Consider the following 20,896-nt stretch of genomic DNA (forward strand, 5'->3'; position numbering starts at 1 on the left):
TTGATCCGAGACTATTCATGGAGACGAAGCATGAAACCGCCGGTCTTTGATGCGAGTGCAGCCAGTTCCTACGCGGAAGGCCCGCCACGGCAGGTTCCCGGTTACGAAAGCCTGCACCGGATGGTGTCGCTGTTGCTTGCCGAGCGCACACCACCAGATGGCTGGGTGCTGGTTCTCGGTGCAGGCGGCGGTCAGGAAATCAGGGCGCTGGCCGACGCGCATCCGGGATGGTGGTTCGATGGCGTCGACCCCTCAGCCGAGATGCTCGAGTTGGCCCGGCAGGTGACCGGTTCCCACGCAGAGCGTATACGTCTGCATCAGGGCTTGATCAGCGACGCCCCCTACGGGCCATACGATGCGGCCACATCCATTCTGACATTCCATTTCATTGCGCATGACCAGCGCCTTGATACCTTGAGTCAGATCCGCAGCCGTCTGAAATCCGGCGCGCCCTTCATTCTGGTTCATCTCAGCTTTCCGCAGACTGAACCGGAACGGTCTATCTGGATCGCCCGCCATGTCGCCTATAGCTTATCGAACGGCACCGACCCGGCTCATGCCGAGAGCGCGCGTCAGGCCATCGGCAGCAGGCTGACTATCCTGTCTCCCGAGGACGAGGTGGCGATGTTGCATCAGGCCGGATTTTCAAATGCCAGCCTGTTTTACGCAGGCCTCAGCATCAAGGGCTGGATTGCCTACGCCGAATAGAAGCAACCCTCTTCTGGAAAGCCACAGTCGGCTTGCATCCTCCTGAAGGGTCGCGCTGCCTGTCGCAGGAAATCCAGAGGAAACGCTGGTCGTCTTTGCTCCGGTCCGTGCGTTGTTTTTCATGTGTCGAGCACCGTCGTGGACGGAAAGTCTCGGCCAGGACCAGCACTCCGGTCGCAATGATGTGGAATGTCTCCGTTTCCTCGGGAGCGCCCCTAACTTGGTAGGCGGTTGCCTTGGCAACCGCTGAAGGAAGGCCTATCCTGAGAAAGGAGCATTGCAACTGGAGATACCCGGTGGACGATGCGGACTGTAAAGCCCAGCGAGAGAAGAGACATGACTGATATGGACAAGAAGCACGGCACTGGATCAACGATGAGCACCGGCGCTCCGGCGGCGAGCGATCGCAATTCGCTCACCATCGGCCCCGATGGTCCGATCGTGCTGCACGACGTACATTTTCTTGAACAGATGGCGCATTTCAACCGCGAAAAGGTTCCGGAGCGTCAACCTCATGCCAAGGGTTCGGGTGCCTTCGGCGTGTTCAAGACGACTGCGGACGTTTCTGCCTACACCAAGGCTGCCTTGTTCCAGAAGGGTGCATCCACGGATATGCTGGCGCGGTTTTCCACCGTGGCTGGGGAATCCGGCAGCCCCGACACCTGGCGGGATGTTCGTGGTTTCTCGCTCAAGTTTTATACCGACGAAGGCAACTATGATCTGGTCGGAAACAACACGCCGATCTTTTTCATTCGCGACGCGATGAAGTTTCCGCACTTCATCCGCAGCCAGAAGCGCCTTCCTGACTCAGGCCTGCGCGACAACCACATGCAATGGGACTTCTGGACCAACAACCCGGAATCGGCGCACCAGGTGACCTATCTGATGGGGCAGCGCGGCCTGCCGCGGACTTGGCGCAACATGAATGGCTACGGCTCCCACACCTATATGTGGATCAATGCCAAGGGCGAAAAATTCTGGGTGAAGTACCATTTCCACACCCATCAGGGCATGGAGTTTTTCTCCAATGCGGAAGCCGCTGCAATGGCCGGTGCTGACGCCGATTTCCATCGCCGCGACTTGTTTGATGCGATCGCGCGCGGTGAACATCCCGTCTGGACTATGTCGGTCCAGGTCATGCCCTATGCCGAGGCCAAGACCTATCGCATCAACCCGTTCGATCTGACCAAGACCTGGCCTCATGCCGACTATCCTTTGATCGAAGTCGGCACCATGACACTCAACCGCAACCCGGAGAATTTCTTCGCGCAAATCGAACAGGCTGCTTTCTCGCCGGGCAATACCGTGCCGGGAATTGGCCTGTCGCCCGACAAGATGCTGCTTGGCCGCGCCTTTGCCTATAATGATGCGCAGCGCAACCGGATCGGCACCAACTTCCACCAGTTGCCGGTCAACCGCCCGAAGGTGGCGGTCAACACCTACATGTTCGACGGCCAGATGGCCTATGAGCATAGCGGCAATGCACCGGTCTATGCGCCCAACAGCGGCGGCCGCAGTTGGGCGGACGAGACCGGCCCGGTTGAAGATGGGTGGGAAACGGACGGCGAAATGGTTCGCAGCGCCTACACGCTGCGTGCCGAGGATGATGATTTCACCCAGCCGGGTATTCTGGTCCGCGAAGTCTTTAATGACGATCAGCGTTCAAAACTGGTTGAAACGGTAAGCGGTGCCCTGCTTGGCGGCGTGCGGTCTCCGGTGCTTGAGCGGGCGTTCGATTACTGGAAGAGTGTCGATGCGGATGTCGGTCGCCGGATCGAGGAACGTGTCCGGGCCGGTTCCGCCGCCTGATATATGCACGGTCGTTCAAATGAGTTCATTTGAACGACCGTCTGCATTTAATGAATCAGACCAATACCGCGCCGCGCAATCACTTGGTTGCGCGGCGCAGTCGTAACCGTAACCGCGATTGTCGGCGATCCGATCGCCAGCACACCAATCGAACGCCGAGCTTACTCCTTCTCGCCCCTTGTCACCCGGATTTCGCCGACATGCGCGCGGGCGAATTCGGTTTTCAGAAATGCCTCGATCAGCCGTGCGGGCAGGGTGATACTGGCGCGGTCGGCGTCGGGCAGGGCGTCGAAACGGCCAGAGCGGCTGCGCCTGCTGTCGATCATGCCGCCAGCCACCGTATTGAGCGTATCGGGATCGATCAGAATGAAGGCGCCGGTTTCGCGGTTGGTTTCATAGGCATCGAAGATCGCGTCTTCCTCGAAATCGAGCTCCACCACGCCGATCCCGTTGAGCGCCAGTACTGCCGCGTCATCCCAGTTGCCGGTTGCCAGATCGAGCGCGGAGACTGGCCGCACCATCACCCGCTGACGTCGCGACCCGGCCTTCAGCCAGTAGCGCTTGCCGGGTACGATGCCGTCGGGTGACAGCGCCACCAGTCGGGCGGTGAACGCTCGGCCGGTCTGCGGCCGCTGGTCGATTGCCGCGATCATGTCGCCGCGCGAAATGTCGACCGGGCGGTCGAGCACCAGGGTGATGGCGTCGCCGCTCACCGCCGCGTTGCGCACCAGATCATAGGTAACGATCGCCTTGACATTGGCCTCGACGCCCGAGGGCAGCACCACGACGCTGTCGCCGGGCTTGATCGAGCCACCGGCGACCGTGCCCTGATAGCCGCGAAAGCCTTCGCCAGGCCGCGATACCCGCTGCACCGGCAGCCGGAACCCGGTGCTCTGTCCGGTGCGCTGGGTGGCCTTCTCCAGCGTTTCCACCAGCGTCGGGCCTGAATACCAGGGCATCACGTCATCGCCGCGCAGCACGATGTTTTCGCCCTTCAGCGCAGACACCGGAATTGCCGTGATCTGGCGCACGCCGAGCGACAACGCGATCTCGCGGAACTCGCGGGCGATCGCCTGGAACCCGGCCTCGTCGTAATGCGCGAGATCGATCTTGTTGACCGCCAGCACGAATTGCCGGATCCCCATCAGCGCGGCAATGGTGGCGTGACGCCTTGTCTGTTCCAGAATGCCGGCGCGGGCATCGACCAGCAGTACCGCCAGATCGGCGGTCGAGGCACCGGTCGCCATGTTGCGGGTGTACTGCACATGCCCGGGCGTGTCGGCGACGATGAATGAGCGCCGGTCGGTGGCAAAATAGCGGTAGGCGACATCGATGGTGATGCCCTGTTCGCGCTCGGCCTGGAGGCCATCGAGCAGCCGTGCGAAATCGGGCAGGCCGAGTTCGTTGTGCTGGCCGGTGGAATCGCGCCTGAGCGTTGCCGCCTGGTCTTCCTTGACCGCCTTGGTGTCCCACAGCAGCCGGCCGATCAACGTCGATTTGCCGTCGTCGACCGAGCCGCATGTGATGAAGCGCAAGGGCCGCGCCTGTCGCGTGACGGTTTGAGGGCCGGACAGGGCGTCAGTTGATTCATCTTCTTGGGCAAGCCGCGGAAGCAATTGAGAACTCATCAGAAATATCCTTCGCGCTTTTTCTTTTCCATTGATCCGGACTGGTCGCGGTCAATGGCTCTGCCCTGTCGTTCCGACACCGTGGCGATCTCCAGTTCGGCAATCACCTCGTCAAGCGTTGTTGCCGCGGAACGCACCGCGCCGGTCAGCGGAAAGCAGCCCAATGTGCGGAACCGCACCAGTTCCTCGCGCACCTGTTCTTCGGGTAAAAGTTCCAGCCGCTTGTCCTCGGCCAGGATCAGCATGCCGTCGCGCTCAACCACCTTGCGGCGCTCGGCGAAATAGAGCGGCACCAGCTCGATCTGCTCGGCCTGGATGTAGCGCCAGATGTCGACCTCGGTCCAGTTCGACAGCGGAAACGCCCGCACGCTTTCGCCCGAGTGAACCATGCCGTTGTAGATCGACCAGAGTTCGGGCCGCTGGTTGCGCGGGTCCCAGGCATGATCGGGGGTGCGGAACGAGTAGATCCGCTCCTTGGCGCGGGAGGCTTCCTCGTCGCGCCGCGCACCGCCAAAGGCCGCATCATAGCGGCCCATGTCGAGCGCCTGTTTCAACGCCTGGGTCTTCATGATGTCGGTGTAGCGCGCCGAACCGTGGCTGAAAGGGGTAACCTTTTCGCGCAATCCATCGGGATTGGTGTGAGTGATCAGATCCAGCCCGTACTTGGCCGCCACCTGATCGCGAAAGGTGATCATTTCCGGAAATTTCCAGCCGGTATCGATATGGACCAGCGGAAACGGCAGCTTGCCGGGGTGGAAGGCCTTCAGCGCCAGGTGCAACAGCACCGAGGAATCCTTGCCGATCGAGTAGAGCATCACCGGGCGCTCGAACTCTGCCGCCACCTCGCGAAAGATGTGGATCGCCTCGTTTTCCAGCGCCTTGAGATGCGGGTCCAGCGGCGGCTTGCCGCGCCCGTGTTCAATCACGTTCATCAAAATTTCCTTCAAATGGTCTTACGAGGCCGAGGCCGAGAGTTTGGGCTGGCCCTTGGCGCGCGAGCCGGAAACGGAAGCCGACAGGTGCAGCCCGCATTCGCGGCGCTCGTCCTGTTCCCACCACCAGCGCCCGGCGCGTTCCGGCTCGCCCGGCTTGATGGCGCGGGTGCAGGGCTCGCAGCCGATCGAGGGAAAGCCTTTCGCATGCAGCGGGTTGACCGGCACAGCGTCGGCGGCGGCCTGCGCTTTCAGCATCTCCAGCGTCTGGTCGGCCAAAGGGTTGACTTTGATCAGCGAGCGGTCGGCGTCCCATTCGGCCAGCGGCGCATTGGCGCGGTTGCCCGACTGGCCTCGTCTCAGGCCGGTGACCCAGATATCGGCATTTTCCAGCGCTCGGCCCAGCGGCACGATCTTGCGGGCATGGCAGCATGCATGCCGCGCCTCGACGCTGTCGTAAAAGCCGTTCATCCCGTAAAGCGCGACGAAGCCGGCGATGTCTTCCTTCCAGGGGTGAAACACCTCGATGCTCAGCCCGTAGCGCGCCTCGGTCTCGCTAATCAGCGCCACCGTCTCGGCAAACAGCCGCCCGGTATCAAGCGTGACAATCCGCACCGCGGCATCGGTCGCGGCAATCACCGAGGTCAGCACCTGATCCTCGAGCCCGAGCGAGGTGGTAAACACCGCGCGGCCCGAGGCGGCAATGCGCGAGATCCGTTGCGACAGCGTCAGCGCGGCAAGTTCCCGGTCAAGCTGAGCGGCGAGCGCGGGACCGAATTCCGCGCCCGCAGCCGAACCTCTGGTCGTACTATCAGCCGGGTGGGGAGTAGGCGGCGATTGATGCAGGGTCATGATGCAGGCTCCGATTGTGACTGCAATCTTTGCCCACCGCGCCGGTCAAGACGAGGCATCATCGTCTGTTTGTCGGCGTGGTTCAGGTCTGCTGTTCTGCGTCAGCGGGGTGTTGTGACAAAATCTGACCGAATGTCGCGCTGGCTGCGTCGTAGTGTCCATTGACCGGACCTGCCAAACATGCAACGCCAGAAGGGAAGATCAACAAGCATAGCGGAGCACGCCGATGGGCGCGCCTGATCCTGCCGACCCCTTATCTGATCCTGGCCGAGCGTTGATCGCGGCGCTGGAAATGGCAGCCATCGCCGCCGGCAAGGAGATACTCTCGGTACGCGCCAAGGGCGCCACGGTGATGGTCAAATCCGATCGCACCCCGGTTACAGAAGCCGACCGTCGCGCCGAACAGCTGATCCTCGATTTTCTCGCCAGAACCTATCCGCATGTGCCGGTGGTTGCTGAGGAACTGGCCGAGGCCGGCCAATGCCCGAGCTACGCCCAGGAGATGTTCTTTCTGGTCGACGCACTCGATGGCACTGGCGATTTTATCGCCGGACGCAATGAGTTCACCGTCAACATAGCCCTGGTGAGCGATCACGCTCCGGTGGCAGGCGTGGTCTATGCACCGGCACTGGGCCGGATCTGGAGCGGCTTTACCGGTCAGGCCGAAGTGGCTGACGTATCCCTAGATGGCGAGATCAGCGGCCGTCGGAGAATTTACACAAGGGCGAGCCCGAAGATGCCGGTAGCGCTGGTCAGCGTTACCCACAAGGAACCCGAAACCGAGGATTGGCTCAAGCACTTGCCCGAGCACGAGACCGCCCATGTTGGCTCCTCGCTCAAATTCTGCCTGCTGGCCGAAGGTCGCGCCGATGTCTATCCGCGGCTGGTCTGCCTCAAGCAATGGGACATCGCCGCCGGCGACGCCGTGCTCAGGGCGGCCGGTGGTTCGACACTGTCGCTTGATGGAGCGCCGCTGCGTTATGGCGTCGAGGGCGCCGATTTCGGCTGCTCGCGCTTCGTCGGTTGGGGGCGCGCCCCCGGCGCCTGAGCCCTCACTGCAAACGAGGGGCTCTGTGCGAATGACTGAAGAAGATTCACGCCCTTGCGCAATTCATGCTTTTTTCATGCGCATAACCTAAGTTGAAACTCTCCTTTGTATTGGGGTCGGAGAGTTGATGTGAATTCGAATGTTGACGTCCTGGATAAAAGATCAAAGAGCGAATACAATCGAAGTTCAAATGTTCGATATGACGCCAATTGTCCGGGAATCATTGAGTTAACATTCAATGGAAGAAAATTGTACATTGCCCTGACAGGTTCAATCGTAAACATATCTACGACAGGTTGTCTTTTTTCAAATGAAAGAACTCCTTGGAGCACTATGAAGACAAGTGATTCCGAAAGTTCCCTAAATGAAATTATAGATGAGAAGTGCCGGGTCTACATACCCTGGGTCAACACGCACCGCGCCGGCAAGGTTCGCCGCGTCAGATCTTTCATCATTGGTGTCGAATTTGACAAGCCTCTCAAGGAAGACATGGTCAAGTTGATCGCAAAGATGGAACCGAACCCGGATCGACATTTCAAACCCAGTGACAACCGTAAATACAACCGGATTATTCCGCTAACTCAAACCTAGATGCTGATTGTCAGGCAAAGGCGTGATTGTTGTCTCAGGTGCAGCAAGGGGGCTGGTGCTCCCCGGAGCATGGCCTGTTCGTTTGTCGGCTCAGTCGTAAAGATTGTAGTCACGCCATTGATCGCGCGGAATTTCAGAGCCGATCTTGTAATGGAGCGTGCGCGCGTTGAGGTGTCGCGGTCCGGTCGCGCAGCTATAAGACAGTCGAGACCATTTGCCACGGCTTCGAAACGCAGCGCCTGGCGCCTTGATCTGGTTCTTGCCCATGATGGTATCTTCAAACGTGTAGGCGATAACCTTGTCGACGTTGTAGGCATTCTCCGAGCGATTGATCGCAAACATCACTTCCGTGTCGCAGGTTTGTTCCAGCCTTGTCTTGGGGTCAAGCTTGAGAAGCTGCTGATCAATCCGACCATTGTCGAGAGCTGAAGCAGTCGGAATCCCGAACCCCATCAACATGATAAATATGGCAATTGCCGAATAGAAAAGGCGCAATTACAACTCTCCTCAATACGCTCGAAGCTTTCTGTCTGTGCCTGACATAACCTGCGATTTGGCACTTGTTACTGCCCGGGTGTCTCCGCCTCTTTCTTTCGAAAATGTGGCGATTCTGGTGCGCTTGTGCCAGGATTCGGAGGTGACGTGCTTGGCGCTCGCAATTTCAATCATATGGCTGCCGTAAAAGGTAGGCGAAAAATACCCAGCTGAGTTTGAGGTAAAGCTGAAACCGGTAACCGCTGCCCCGTCTTGCTGACAACAACGATCTTGGTTTGACACCTGTTTGTTTTGGGGAGTCGCGCGGCCCCGATCGGGACGCGAAATACTGAGGCCGGGGAGGCGGTCGTGCTTCCCCGGCCATTCGGGACCGGCTATTTCGGATTGATCAGGTTGATATTGGCGCCCATGATCAGCGCTGTTTCAGCGGTGGATTCCCCGGAGAATGTCTTGGTCGCCGAATCCGCCTTCCAGCCCGACGACGAACTGCCGCCACCGCCGCTGAAGTTGAATGGGCCGATGCGCAGGCCGGCCGAGACCTCCCACTTCCTGGAAAAGGCCTGGAAGGTCGACTGGCTGACAGTAATCGTGAACGAAGGCTTGTAGCAGACCAGCATACCTACCTTCTGCACCGACATGATGCCGTCCGGCCCCCAGACAGCCTTCGAGCCGCTGTCGCCATAGGGCGAGAAGCCGCGAATGAACGGACCGTTCTGAACGCTTCTGACAAACCCGCCATTGTACCAGGGAGCCGCCTGGATCGAGACCTGGTCCCACGCCTTGAAGCTGACATCGACCTTCAGGGAAGCGTCGGAGGCGAACTCGTCGACCCGCTCCCAGGAGCCGCCGACATTGACGCTCCAGAAGAACTTGTCGATCGAGGCGCTGCCGCCGGCCCAGGTCTTCTTGTAGTCATACTGCGCTTGCGAATTCGAAAACCCGATCGATCCGGTGCTGCCGCCGGTGCCGGATTGGACCTTGTTGAGCCAGGTCGTTGCATCCATCGAGAGCGCGTATCCGGGCACCGGCGGAAAGGCCGACAGGGTAGGGTCCTGCAGTTTGGTGTAATAGTCCTTGTTGCCGTTGCGGTCCTGGGCGTCCTTCAGCCCCGGCGTCGTGGTTTCCGACAGCAGTTGATTGTAGACGTTTTGTTGTGCCTGCACGTTCTGCCAGGCCGAATCCAGCTGCGCCTGCCAAGAGCGGCCGCCCATGCTTCCCAGCCATTCGGTAAAGGGCGGTGTGTTGGTTCCGCCGGTCTCGGTCTTGTAGGCATCAGTCGCCTGCCTGTAGATCGTATCGTAATTGTTGGCAGCAAGCTGCAACATGTTGCGGGCCTGTTCGATGTCGGCTTTCAGCTTCGGGTCGGTTGTCGCAGCACTCACCACATTGAGCATCTGGCCATAGGTATCGTTGAATGCGGTGCCGGCCGAGGTGTATTGCCCGGTTGCGCTGTATTGCGGCACCGCGGAGCAGAAGTCCCATTGCGCGGCACTGGTATAGCCGGCGGGCACAATCGGCCAATCCCAAGTGGTGAAGGGATAGATCAGCTGGAAATTGTCGGGCGAGATGTTCAACCCGTCAACCATAGCGCCATACAGATGGTTCCACGACTTGTCGTTGACATCGGCAAGCTTGGCCGTTGTCAGCGGGTGTTCACTCGACAAGGCCATCGGATGGATGTTTTCGTATTCCCTTGCCGCTTTTTCGAGTTCAGGGGTGTTGATCAGTACTTTGCGCATAACGAGTCCTCACCTGTTGAAGTTGAATATTCACATTGCAAGACAGCCGAACCGAAGATCGGCGGAAGATATGATTCAGACTGGAGATGTTCTCGGTAATGACTCCTTTCATGTGAAATTGAACACAGAGTTGCATTGCCCTGAATCAGAGATTCAGAGAGGGAATGGGAGCCTTGGAAGGAGTAGTCAAATATTATTCTGGTATTGAGACGTTCATTTTCGCGTATAGGTCACGAAGTATCCATCGCATCCGATTGGATGCGTCTGGTATTTGCAGATCGAGCAAATACACGCGGACAAACAGGTAATTACCCACCCCCGAATTCGTGATTTCCGGTTCTTCTACCGGCCTATGCCAGGACGGATGCGATGACCTGGAAGGGGTTTGCGCCTTTGAGGCGGGCGGTGTCGATGGTCGTGCGTACATCCGCCTCGGCTTGGGCGGCCCACATGGCGCGATATCCGTTTGTCACCTTTCGCTGAATGACCCATGGACGGAGCTTTCGCTCAGATGTGTTGTTGGTGACATCGACTTCTCCGGGATAGTCGCAAAACGTCAGCAGCTGATCGCGGGCCCGCCCGATCTTGGCCTGGAGCTTTTGGGCCAGGTCGCACGAAGTCGGGGCGCATAGAAGCCCGGCAAGCTGTTTATCGAATTTGCGCTTCTTGCTTGCGACGGTAGACGCAGCGAATGTGCTTATGGCTCTGGCGAAATCAAACACACGGCCAAACCAAAGCTGGAAGCGAAGAGGGAGATCATCCTCGCCATGTTCCAGCGCAAAGGCTGTATCACGCGCCAAATGTGCAAGGCAGGTTTGATGTCGATGGCCGTGAGATTGCTGGGCTGAATACCGATCAGATATCCATACCTCGGGGACATGGCCGCCCATGGTCTCGTGAACGACCCGTGCTGCACGGGAGTAATCGGGCTGGTGGACAACAGCATCCTTGCAATGAAAAACCCAGTGTTGGGCATTTGTGCCCTCGATACGCACACCGGTTTCGTCGCTGGCGACAACGCGGGCGGCTCGAAGGCTGGCCTTGGCGGCCTGTGCTGTGGCCTGGAAGCTCGGACGGGAGCGGGAAAACATGTTCATGATCGCGCCCTCGCTCACATTAAGGCCGAAGATATCCATGAACACACCGCTCAGGCGTTCGTAAGACAATGCATGGAAACTCTTGAGGTAGATCGCCAGCGCGTGAATGCCTGGCCCGAACGGCGTTGCGGTTGCCACGGCAGGTGCGGTGGCTTTTGTTGTCGTGCCGCATTGCGGGCAATGACAGGAAAAACGCCGATGCCGGGTGACATGAGGACGGATCGCAGGAATATCGATCTCGTCATAGGCCCCGGCCAGCACCATCGTATCATCACCGGAAAACGCATGGCCGCATCTCTTGCAGGCGGTCGGTTCATGATCGCGAAACATGTCGGCAAAATCCGCCAGCACCCTATTGTGGGGTTCATGCCCGGGCTTGGCTCCACCCGGTCGTGAGTTGACGCGTTTCTCTTTCTTGTCCGTCGAGGGCGGCTTGGAAGACGTCCGAGAATCCTTGGAAGGCCGTTGGAGCCGAAGCACCATCTCGATCAATTCGTCCTTGCTCAGCTGCTGCAAATCAGTCCGATCCATATCATCATGGATTCAGACATTGTGGTGCATGGCAAGGGGGTGGGTAATTACACAAACAGTCCACCGATATTGCGCGGTGAATACGAATAGAAGTTTCGATACTCTGGTTTCGATGTTTATATTAAATCATCCGAAAACGGTTAAAGTCAAATAAAAATTGACGATAAGCACTGCGTATTCAATCACATACACGCCAGATTTTGTTGTTTAAGCGGTCTATACTTATAGCTAAGTATATTGAAATTGTTTGTAAAAATCGCCTTATGGGTGCTACATATAAAAACACAACTAAATGGCGAGTTTGGGGTGCGCGCGGCTACCGGAGGCGCGCGGCGTGAGCCCGATCTGCCGTCCTCCGGACGAATCTCTGACCGCAATCAGGCCGGATGGAGCCCGCGCGGTGGGCTCGCGGATTCGGCCGCGGGACCCGGAAATGGCAGCCGCACCCCGCGTCATCGCGCGTGCCCGGTCGCCATTGTCAGGTCGCGCCGGCGACACCATGTAAATTCCGCGACCGGTAGGCCTCGGAAGGCCCGCCCGTTCAGGTGCTGCCGCCGCGGGGAAGCCTTGTCTCAGGCCGGTTGCAGCCGGTCGGTCTCGCGCCAGTCCGGATTGGTCCAGGGCTCGAGATTGCTCGGCGGCAACGGCGTGCGGCCGAGAATGTGGTCGGCAGCCTTCTCGCCGGTCATGATCGACGGACCGTTGAGATTGCCATTGGTCACCCGCGGGAAGATCGACGAGTCGGCCACCCTCAACCCGTCGACGCCGATCACCCGGGTTTCCGGATCGACCACGGCGGTGGCGTCGTCGGCCCGACCCATCCGGCAGGTACCGCAGGGATGGTAGGCGCTTTCGGCGTGCTCGCGGATGAAGCCGTCGAGTTCGTCATCGCTCTGGACATCTGCGCCCGGCTGGATTTCCATTCCGCGATAGGGATCGAACGCCGCTTGCGCGAACACCTCGCGGGTAATCCGCACAGCTCTGCGAAACTCCTGCCAGTCTTCGGCATGGCTCATGTAGTTGAAGCGGATCACCGGGGCCGCCTTGGCGTCGCCCGAGCGCAGCCGAACATCGCCGCGCGAGGCCGAGCGCATCGGCCCGACATGGGCCTGAAAACCGTGCATCGGTGCGGCTGCCTTGCCGTCATAGCGGATCGCGCCGGGCAGAAAATGGAACTGGATATCGGGGTAGGGCACACCCGCTTCAGAGCGAATGAAACCGCAGGCCTCGAACTGGTTGGAGGTGCCGAGCCCGCGCCTGAGGAACAGCCATTGCGCGCCGATGATCGCCTTGGAGAACAGGTTGAGCTTGGAATAGAGCGTGATCGGCTGGATGCATTCCTGCTGGATATAGACTTCCAGATGGTCCTGCAGATTGGCACCCACGCCGGGCCGGTCGGCAATCACGTCGATACCATGTTCCGCCAGATGGGCCCCCGGGCCGATGCCCGACAGCATCAACAGCTTGGGCGAGTTGAAGGCGGAAGCGGCGATGATCACCTCGCGCTTGGCGCTGATGGTCTCCATCGTGCCGCCGCGCTCGATCTCGACCCCGGTGGCGCGTTGATTCTTGATGACAACCCGCCGCGCCAGAGCCCTGACGAGGCTGACGTTTTTGCGTTTCAGCGCGGGCTTGAGATAGGCTTCGGCCGTCGACCAGCGCTGACCCTTGTGGATGGTCTGCTCCATCAGCCCGAAGCCTTCCTGACGGGAACCGTTATAGTCGTCGGTCACTCCGTATCCTGCCTGGCGGCCGGCTTCGATGAACGCCGCAAACAGCGGATTTTCGGCCGGTCCACGCTGCACATGCAGCGGCCCGTCGGTACCGCGCCAGCCCTCTTCGCCGCCGATGCCGCCGTTCTGGTGCGAGGTTTCCATGCGTTTGAAATAGGGCAGCACATCGGCAAACGACCAGCCTGTGGCTCCCTGGTCGGCCCAATGGTTGAAATCGCCGGCGTGGCCGCGGACGAACACCATGCCGTTGATCGAGGACGAGCCGCCGATCACCTTGCCACGTGGTGCTGCGAGTCGGCGGTTACCCAGATTGGGTTCCGGTTCGGTGGTGTAACCCCAGTCGTAGAGCCCCATGTTCATTGGATAGGAAAGCGCCGCCGGCATCTGGATGAAGGGGCCGAAATCCGAGCCGCCATGCTCGATGACAATCACCGAGTGCTTGCCGTCCTCGCTTAACCGCGCAGCCATGGCGGAGCCTGCCGAACCGGCGCCGATGATGACGAAATCTGCTTGCATGATGGTTATCCTCGGTCCGTGCTCAATAGGGGCTGTCGACAGGCCCGGTGGCCACGTAGACGCTCTTGAGGCGGGTGTAATGCTCGATCGCTGCGCGCGAATTCTCGCGCCCGATGCCCGATTGCTTGACGCCGCCGAACGGCGCCTCAACCGGGGTCAGGTTATAGGTGTTGATCCAGGTGGTGCCGGCCTCGAGTTTGGCGACAACACGATGTGCCCGCGTCAGATCGGCGGTGAACACGCCGGCGGCCAGACCGAACTGCGTGTCGTTGGCGCGGCTGAGCGCCTCTTCCTCGTCGTCAAAGGCGAGCACGCTCATCACCGGACCGAATATTTCTTCCCGAGCAATGGCCATATCGTCGCTGACATCGGCAAACACTGTGGGCTGAATCCAGGCGCCATTCTCGAAGCCCTGGAGCTCCGGCACGCCACCGCCGGTGACTAGCCGCGCGCCTTCGCGTTTGCCGCTCTCGATATAGCCAAGCACCTTGTCGCGCTGCGCGATCGAGACCATCGGCCCCAGATGGGTCTCGGGATCGAGCGGATCGCCGATGCGGATCGCCTCGGTGCGCTCTCTCAACCGCTCGAGGAACCGGTCATGCATGCCGCGTTGCACGAATACCCGTGTGCCGTTCGAGCAGATCTGCCCGGTGGAATAGAAATTGCCGAGCATCGCCCCGCCGATGGCGTCTTCCATGTTGGCGTCGTCAAACACCAGGATCGGCGATTTGCCGCCCAGTTCCATGGTCACCGACTTGATGGTCGGCGCTGCCGCCGCCAGCACCTTGGCGCCGGTCGGCACCGAGCCGGTCAGCGACACCTTGGCGATATCGGGATGGCTGGCGAGTGCCGCGCCGACATCGCCATAGCCCTGAACCACATTGAAAATGCCGGCTGGCAGGCCCGCATCCTTGAAGGCTTCGGCAAGCAGCAGTGCTGTCAGCGGCGTCATCTCGGAGGGCTTGAAGATGAAGGCATTGCCGCAGGCAAGCGCCGGCGCGGATTTCCAGGCCGCAATCTGGATTGGATAGTTCCAGGCGCCGATGCCTGCACAGACGCCCAACGCTTCCCGGCGGGTGTAGACAAAGTCACCGCCCAGATCGACATGCTCGCCGGTAATTGCACCCGCCAGTCCGCCGAAATATTCAAGCGCATCGGCAGCCGATGCGGCGTCGGCCACAAGCGTTTCCTGGATGGCCTTGCCGGTGTCGAGCGTTTCCACCCGCGAGATTTCTTCGTTGCGGGCACGCAGGATCTCGGCGGTGCGCAGCAGGATGCGGCCGCGTTCGACGCCCTTCAGCGCCGCCCAGGCCGGTTGCGCGGCTTTGGCGGCGGCCACGGCCTGCTCGACGATGGCTGGCGTTGCCGAATAAAGTCGGGCGTTGAGTTCACCGGTGGCAGGATAGATGCTTTCGATCACCGCACCGGCATCGTCTTCGACATAGGTGCCGGCAATGTGATGGGAGGCAGCTGGTTGTGCTTTCATGTCATGTCTCCATTGGTGTCCGGGCCGGGCCTATTCGCCGCGCGGAAATCTTTTCGATTCTTCTAAAATGTTGAGGTCCATGTGGTTGCGCATGTAGCGCTCGGAGGCCTTTTGCAGCGGCTGGAAATCCCACGGATAGTAGTCGCCGTTCCTCAGCGCCTCGTAGACCACCCAGCGCCGCGCCTGGCTTTCGCGCACTTCGGCGTCGTAGCGCGCCATGTCCCATTTGGCCCGCACCTGCGCCATGAAGCGGGCAACCAACTCGGTATGCGCCGGGTTGTTTGCCAGGTTGATGCGCTCATCGGGATCGGCGTCGAGATCGAACAATTGTGGCTGATCGAGCTCGCAATGGATGAACTTGAATTTACCGTCACGGATCGCCACCAGCGGCGCTTCCGAGCCTTCGGCCGCATATTCCATCAGCACTGGCGCTGTGCGCGTCTCGCCAGCCATGGCGGGCGTCAGGCTTTCGCCATCGGTCCATGGTGCGACCTCGGCAAGCGATACGCCGGCGAGATCGGCCAGTGTCGGGTTGATGTCGAGATTGGAAGTAGGCTCGCTGACCAGCCGCCCATTCTCGCCCGGCACCGCGATCATCAGCGGCACCCGTGCCGAGCCTTCGAAAAAGCTCATCTTGAACCACATGCCGCGTTCGCCCAGCATGTCGCCATGGTCGGAGCAGAACACCACGATGGTGTTGTCCGTCATGCGGGTGGCTTCAAGCGTGGCCAGAATCCCGCCGATCTTGTCGTCGAGATAAGAGATATTGGCGAAATAGGCCTGGCGCGAGCGCCTAACATTGTCCTCGGTGATGTCGAAGCGCTCGGAGTCATTGGCGTTGTAGAGACGCTGCGAATGCTGATCCATCTCTGAATAGGGGATCGGAGGCACGCGCGGCGTGAGCTCGGGGCAATCCTCGTAAAGATCCCAGAATTGCTTCCGCGCCACATAGGGATCATGCGGATGCGTGAACGACACCGTCAGCGCCCAGGGCGACGAGGCGGGGTCGTCGCTGGTCCGCGCCAGCTGGTGCAGCTTCTGGGTGGCGAAGAATGCCACCTCGTCATCATATTCCATCTGGTTGGAGGTTTCCGCCACGCCTGCGCCGGTGACCGAGCCGAGATTGTGATACCACCAGTCGATCCGCTCGCCGGGCTTGCGGTAATCCGGCGTCCAGCCGAAATCGGCCGGATAGATGTCGGTGGTCAGCCGTTCTTCAAACCCGTGCATCTGGTCAGGTCCGACGAAATGCATCTTGCCCGACAGGCAGGTGTAATAGCCGGCGCGCCTGAGGTGATGCGCGTAAGTGGGAATGTCGGACGCAAATTCGGCGGCGTTGTCATAGACCCGTGTCCGGCGCGGCAATTGCCCCGACATGAACGATGCCCGGCCCGGCGCGCACAAAGGCGAGGCGGTGTAATTTTGGGAAAACCGCACCGAGCGCTCGGCCAGCTTTTTCAGGTTGGGCGTGTGCAGGAAATCTGCCGGGCCATCCGGAAACAGCGTCCCGTTGAGCTGGTCGACCATCAGGATCAGGATGTTGGGACGCCGGGTCTCGGTCTCCGTCATAGCGTTCTTCCGCGAATTTCCAGCAAATGCGTTTCGATGTGGTCTTCGACCAGCGCCACCGCGTCATGGCGGGCAGGGCCGGTGCCAAGCGCCTTGCGGATGTAAAGCCCGTCGATCATCGCTGCTGCCCCTTCGGCAATGCGTTCGGCTTCATACGCGCCGGCAAGTGGCGCCAGCCCGCTCATCAGGTTGGAATGCAGCCGTCGGGCGTAGACCGACAGCAGTCGCCGGATTTCCGGCGCGCGCTGGGCGTCAACGTAAAACGCCAGCCATGCCGCCACCACCTCGGCGGAAAACTGCTTGTCTGAAAAGCTCACCGCGATAAGCGCCGATACCCGTGCGCGGTCACTTTTCGCAGCCTTGAGCGCGTTGATGGCGTCGCCCCGCAGATCGCTGAGCAGCGCCCGGACTGAATCGCTGATCAGCCGTTCCTTGGAGCCGAAATAATGATGCGCCAAAGCCGGCGAAACCCCCGCCCGCCCGGCAATCTCCGACATCGTCACATCCATCGAGCCGCGCGCGCCGATGGCCTCGATCGCGGCATTTGTCAGCGCCTTGCGGCGGATGGGTTCCATACCGATTTTGGGCATCAAAGGGGCTCCGGCGGACTGGTTGGGTAGATTTTTTCGGCAGGCGGTGAGGCGGCAGTGTAATTTTGATTGACTGATCAATCAATAAAAATCTGGTGACCCTCGATCCTCGGTCCCTGTTCTTCCCGGCAGGCCGTCTTGCAAAACGCCCCAAACCCGCGATACGTTGGAATGGTCGCATTGGATCGGCACGGGCAATCGGGGGGTGCCTGGCATCATGAACAATGTCGCAACAATTCCGTTTCGTTTTGGACGCTTGCGCTCGCTGTCGGCTTTCGCCGGCATTCTCGCCGACCCGCTCGCTGCCACGCGGCGGCTGCATGGCGAAAATGGTCCCTATGTCATCCTGCAGTACCCGCATTCGCGCAGTGCCGAACCGCAGCTTCTGCCGCTTGTTGCCGACTCTGGCCTGTACCGGACCATCGCGTCAAATGCGGAAGTCTGGCGCGCCGTCAATGTCAGCATGCGCAGCTTTAAAAACACTGCCGCTTCCCGCCTCGCCACGGGTTTCACACGCTTGCGCGGTCCTCAGCACGCCCATTATCGCCGTCTGGTCGCGCTCACTGTAAGCAAGCCGGCAGTCAGCAGCATGAGCCCGAAAATGGCGGCGCTGGCAATGAGCCGCGTGGCCTCCTGGCCGCGCAATTTGGCTGTCGACCTTATGCCCGCAATCAGCGCGTTGATGCAGGATCAGGCCATTGGGTTGCTGTTTGGCGGCGATCGCGAGCGTGCGCTTCCGGTCGCCGCCATGATCGGAGACTGCGTGGCCGCCGCCTGGCCGCTTCCCGGTCGCGCCTACATCAAATGGCTGCGCACAGCCCCCAGGCTGGAACGCGCGATCAATGAATGGGCTGAGCACAAGCGCGGCGAGCTCAATCCCAAGGATATATTCTCGGTTCTCGTCAACAACATGGATGAAAACGGCAACCCGCCCGACAAGAGAATTATCGGCGGTATTCTGAATTTCACCTTTGGTGCAGCCTACGATACCGCCCAGAATGCACTTGCCTGGACGCTTCTGCTGCTCACCCAACATCCCGAAATTGCGGCCCGACTTACAGATGAAATCGACGGGGCGTTGGCAGGTTCGCTGCCGACGATGGACAAGATCGACAGTCTCCCGCTTCTCGAAGGTGTCGTAAGAGAAGGGATGCGGCTGTTTCCGCCGGTGCCGTTGCAATTCCGCCGTTCGCTTGTCGATACCCGGCTTGGCGGTGCGCAGATCCCCGCCGGCACGCGCGTGATGATCAGCGCCTGGTTGATCAACCGTACTCCCGAACTTTACAGCGAGCCCGAGCGGTTCATGCCGGAGCGCTGGCAAGCACTCGATCCCGCACCGTTTCAGTACCCCGTTTTCGGCGCCGGCGTGCGGATGTGCCCCGGTGTCGCCTTCGGCAACCAGATGACCAAGATCGCGCTTGCCGCAATCCTCTCTTCCTACCGGATTGAACTCGCGCCGCAGGCCGCCATTGGTTACCGAACCACCATCACCTTGACGCCGCACCCCGCGTTGCCGATCGTGCTGCGTGAGAAATCTGCGCCGCGCAGCTTCACACCGCTGTCCGGTCCGGCCCGGCACCTTGTTCAACTGGAAACGCCCGCATGAGCAACAACAGCAGGATGACACCACGCGAACGCATGGTCCGGGTCTATGACCGCACCATGCGCGGCAGCTATCAGCGCCGTTATTATGACAATAGCGGTTTTTTCAATTTTGGTTATTGGGCATTGGGGGCGACCTCGCAGCGCGAAGCAAGCGAAGCGCTTGTTGACCGGCTGGCAGCCGGAATCGTCGGCAAACCGGCTCGACTTCTCGATGTCGCCTGCGGCCTTGGCGCGTCAACCAAACGGCTGACGTTGAGTTTTTCGCCCGACACGATCACAGCGATCAATATTTCAGACGCACAGATCGCCGATGCCCGTGTCCGTGTGCCGGAGTGCGATCTCCGCGTCATGAACGCCACCGAACTCGGTTTTCCAGATAATCATTTCGATGCCATCATCTGTGTCGAGGCAGCCTTCCACTTCGACACCCGGGAGAAGTTTCTCCGGGAAGCTTACCGGGTGCTCAAGCCGGGTGGGGCGTTGATGCTGTCGGATATCCTGTTTCGCCCGATCCCCGCTTTTGTGTCGAATGCCGCCCAGGTCCCGCGCGCCAATCTCGTCCCCAACATCATGGCCTATCGGGCCCGCATTGCGGCCGCCGGATTTATCGACAACGAGGTGGTTGACGCTACCAGTGATTGTCTTGGCGGGTTTCGCCGCAATCTCTCCCGCTGGGCGGGGTCCGAATACCGTGCCGGACGGATGAAGTTGTCACGCGCAATCGGAACGGGGCTCGTCGGAAAACTGATCGCCGGCTATTTCGGGCTGACCTGCAAGAAATACCTGCTGGTTTCGGCGCGCAAACCTTCCTGATCGCCCGATCCCGGACGCGCCCGGCCAGAAAGACCGCCGTGCCGTGCGCTCGATTTGGCGCACGGCGACGGGCCGCCCGAACCGTACGACCCTGTCAGGCCACGGATGCCGGGCCGCTGGCGGGAACGACAATCACCTTGGCGCGGTTTTTGACCCGGCCATGAAGATCGATGATGTCCTGATTGAGCAGCCGGATGCAGCCTGAGGAGACCGCTTTGCCGATTGAATCGGCTTCGGGGTTGCCGTGAATCCGGTAGAGCGTATCTTCGCCATTCTGGAACAGATAGAGGGCCCGGGCGCCGAGCGGGTTGAGCGGCCCCGGATCCATTCCGCCATTGGCGACCGAATAAGGGATCAACGATGGATTGCGCGCGACCATGTCGTCGGGCGCCTTCCAGCGTGGCCATTTGCGTTTGTACTGCACCACCGCGTCACCGGACCAGGAAAAGCCCTGCCGGCCAACGCCGATGCCGTAGCGCATGGCGGTGCCGCCTTCTTCAACCAGGTGCAGGTAAAACGTACCCGGGTCGACAATCAGCGTGCCCGGCTTTTCATTGCGGAACGGATTGTCCACGCGCTGGCGCCAGAAGCGTTCCGGCACCACGCCTGCCGGCACGGCTTCGATCGGGAAGGGTTCGTCCAGAACCGGACCATAGGCGGCTGGCATGACGCGCGCGCGCGGTTTGATCGGTTCGGCGTTGGAGGTCTCGCGGCTGGAAATCGTGGTGCAGCCCGAAAGCGCGGCCAGCGAGGCTGCGCCGAGGAATAGGCGTCGGGTAATCATGGAATTGGTCCTTTGAAGCTGAAGCAAGCGGGCCTGTCGGCGGACAGGCGCGGGTTTTAGGTCAGCTCAGGCGCGGAGGCCTGAAAATTCGGCTTGCCCGCAATTCACCGCGGGTGCCGTCCGAGGCAACGTCAAGCGTTCTGCCGGAGGAGAGATGTGCCAATTGGCCCACTGCCGGCAGCGGCAGTGCATGAAACCAGCAGCCTGACCAGGCGATGGCGCCACGCTGGCAGCGGCTGGATGTATTGGTTTTGGCATCAGACGTGCCCGCAGTCCGCGCTGCTTCTACCGCGTTCGACGAAGCCACAGCCTGGGACGAAAGCCCACGCGTCAAGGGCCCCGTCAAGCCAAGCGTGACGGCAAGCAAACA

Annotated in this window: 16 protein-coding genes; 5 read left to right on the plus strand and 11 right to left on the minus strand. The window is 60.4% G+C overall.

The window, feature by feature from the left end; genetic code table 11:
- Positions 1 to 30 precede the first annotated feature (30 nt).
- Positions 31 to 708 (plus strand): class I SAM-dependent methyltransferase, encoded by a 678-nt coding sequence (locus tag OEG84_RS00190; RefSeq protein ID WP_267651866.1) that lies wholly within the window; start codon positions 31 to 33, stop codon positions 706 to 708.
- A gap of 375 nt (positions 709 to 1,083) precedes the next feature.
- Positions 1,084 to 2,517 (plus strand): catalase, encoded by a 1,434-nt coding sequence (locus OEG84_RS00195; RefSeq protein ID WP_324288157.1) that lies wholly within the window; start codon positions 1,084 to 1,086, stop codon positions 2,515 to 2,517.
- A gap of 161 nt (positions 2,518 to 2,678) precedes the next feature.
- Here OEG84_RS00195 and cysN read toward each other — a convergent pair whose 3' ends face one another.
- Genes cysN through OEG84_RS00210 form a run of 3 tightly spaced genes read right to left on the minus strand, consistent with a single transcriptional unit; the run spans position 2,679 to position 5,929 of the window.
- Complete coding sequence (gene cysN, locus OEG84_RS00200) at positions 2,679 to 4,145, minus strand: sulfate adenylyltransferase subunit CysN (RefSeq protein WP_267651867.1); 1,467 nt, start codon at positions 4,143 to 4,145, stop codon at positions 2,679 to 2,681.
- A complete protein-coding gene (cysD, locus tag OEG84_RS00205; RefSeq protein ID WP_267651868.1) occupies positions 4,145 to 5,077 on the minus strand; it encodes a sulfate adenylyltransferase subunit CysD in 933 nt (310 codons plus the stop codon). The genes cysN and cysD overlap by 1 nt, the downstream gene beginning before the upstream one ends.
- A gap of 21 nt (positions 5,078 to 5,098) precedes the next feature.
- Positions 5,099 to 5,929 (minus strand): phosphoadenylyl-sulfate reductase, encoded by an 831-nt coding sequence (locus OEG84_RS00210; RefSeq protein ID WP_267651869.1) that lies wholly within the window; start codon positions 5,927 to 5,929, stop codon positions 5,099 to 5,101.
- 274 nt (positions 5,930 to 6,203) lie between these two features.
- Here OEG84_RS00210 and cysQ point away from each other — a divergent pair, with 274 nt between their 5' ends.
- A complete protein-coding gene (cysQ, locus tag OEG84_RS00215; protein WP_425602883.1) occupies positions 6,204 to 6,977 on the plus strand; it encodes a 3'(2'),5'-bisphosphate nucleotidase CysQ in 774 nt (257 codons plus the stop codon).
- 681 nt (positions 6,978 to 7,658) lie between these two features.
- On the opposite strand, the gene OEG84_RS00220 is transcribed toward cysQ, so the two are convergent.
- The 7 genes from OEG84_RS00220 to betI form a co-directional block, all read right to left on the minus strand.
- Positions 7,659 to 8,063: a DUF930 domain-containing protein gene (locus OEG84_RS00220; protein ID WP_267651871.1), complete on the minus strand. Its 405-nt coding sequence runs from the start codon at positions 8,061 to 8,063 to the stop codon at positions 7,659 to 7,661.
- Between the two features lie 374 nt (positions 8,064 to 8,437).
- A complete protein-coding gene (locus tag OEG84_RS00225; protein WP_267651872.1) occupies positions 8,438 to 9,802 on the minus strand; it encodes a hypothetical protein in 1,365 nt (454 codons plus the stop codon).
- A gap of 350 nt (positions 9,803 to 10,152) precedes the next feature.
- On the minus strand, positions 10,153 to 11,430 hold the full coding sequence (gene tnpC / locus OEG84_RS00230; protein WP_267651873.1) for an IS66 family transposase: 1,278 nt from the start codon (positions 11,428 to 11,430) through the stop codon (positions 10,153 to 10,155).
- Positions 11,431 to 12,002: 572 nt separating this feature from the next.
- Positions 12,003 to 13,679 carry a choline dehydrogenase gene (betA, locus tag OEG84_RS00235; RefSeq protein ID WP_425602804.1) on the minus strand — a complete coding sequence of 559 codons (1,677 nt, stop codon included), beginning with the start codon at positions 13,677 to 13,679 and terminating at the stop codon, positions 12,003 to 12,005.
- 22 nt (positions 13,680 to 13,701) lie between these two features.
- Positions 13,702 to 15,165 carry a betaine-aldehyde dehydrogenase gene (betB, locus tag OEG84_RS00240; RefSeq protein WP_267651874.1) on the minus strand — a complete coding sequence of 488 codons (1,464 nt, stop codon included), beginning with the start codon at positions 15,163 to 15,165 and terminating at the stop codon, positions 13,702 to 13,704.
- Positions 15,166 to 15,195: 30 nt separating this feature from the next.
- Positions 15,196 to 16,734, minus strand: a complete 1,539-nt coding sequence (gene betC / locus OEG84_RS00245) for a choline-sulfatase (RefSeq protein ID WP_267651875.1) — start codon at positions 16,732 to 16,734, stop codon at positions 15,196 to 15,198.
- Positions 16,731 to 17,324: a transcriptional regulator BetI gene (gene betI / locus OEG84_RS00250; protein ID WP_267651876.1), complete on the minus strand. Its 594-nt coding sequence runs from the start codon at positions 17,322 to 17,324 to the stop codon at positions 16,731 to 16,733. Before betI ends, betC begins: the two co-directional genes overlap by 4 nt.
- A gap of 217 nt (positions 17,325 to 17,541) precedes the next feature.
- Here betI and OEG84_RS00255 point away from each other — a divergent pair, with 217 nt between their 5' ends.
- Positions 17,542 to 18,930: a cytochrome P450 gene (locus OEG84_RS00255; protein ID WP_267651877.1), complete on the plus strand. Its 1,389-nt coding sequence runs from the start codon at positions 17,542 to 17,544 to the stop codon at positions 18,928 to 18,930.
- Positions 18,927 to 19,742, plus strand: coding sequence for a class I SAM-dependent methyltransferase (locus tag OEG84_RS00260; protein ID WP_267651878.1), 816 nt, complete (start codon positions 18,927 to 18,929; stop codon positions 19,740 to 19,742). Before OEG84_RS00255 ends, OEG84_RS00260 begins: the two co-directional genes overlap by 4 nt.
- 94 nt (positions 19,743 to 19,836) lie before the next feature.
- On the opposite strand, the gene OEG84_RS00265 is transcribed toward OEG84_RS00260, so the two are convergent.
- The gene (locus OEG84_RS00265) at positions 19,837 to 20,526 is read right to left on the minus strand and encodes a L,D-transpeptidase (protein WP_324288158.1); all 690 of its coding nucleotides are present in this window, start codon (positions 20,524 to 20,526) and stop codon (positions 19,837 to 19,839) included.
- Positions 20,527 to 20,896: the final 370 nt, after the last annotated feature.

The sequence above is a fragment of the Hoeflea algicola genome, from assembly GCF_026619415.1.
Lineage (GTDB): Bacteria > Pseudomonadota > Alphaproteobacteria > Rhizobiales > Rhizobiaceae > Hoeflea > Hoeflea algicola.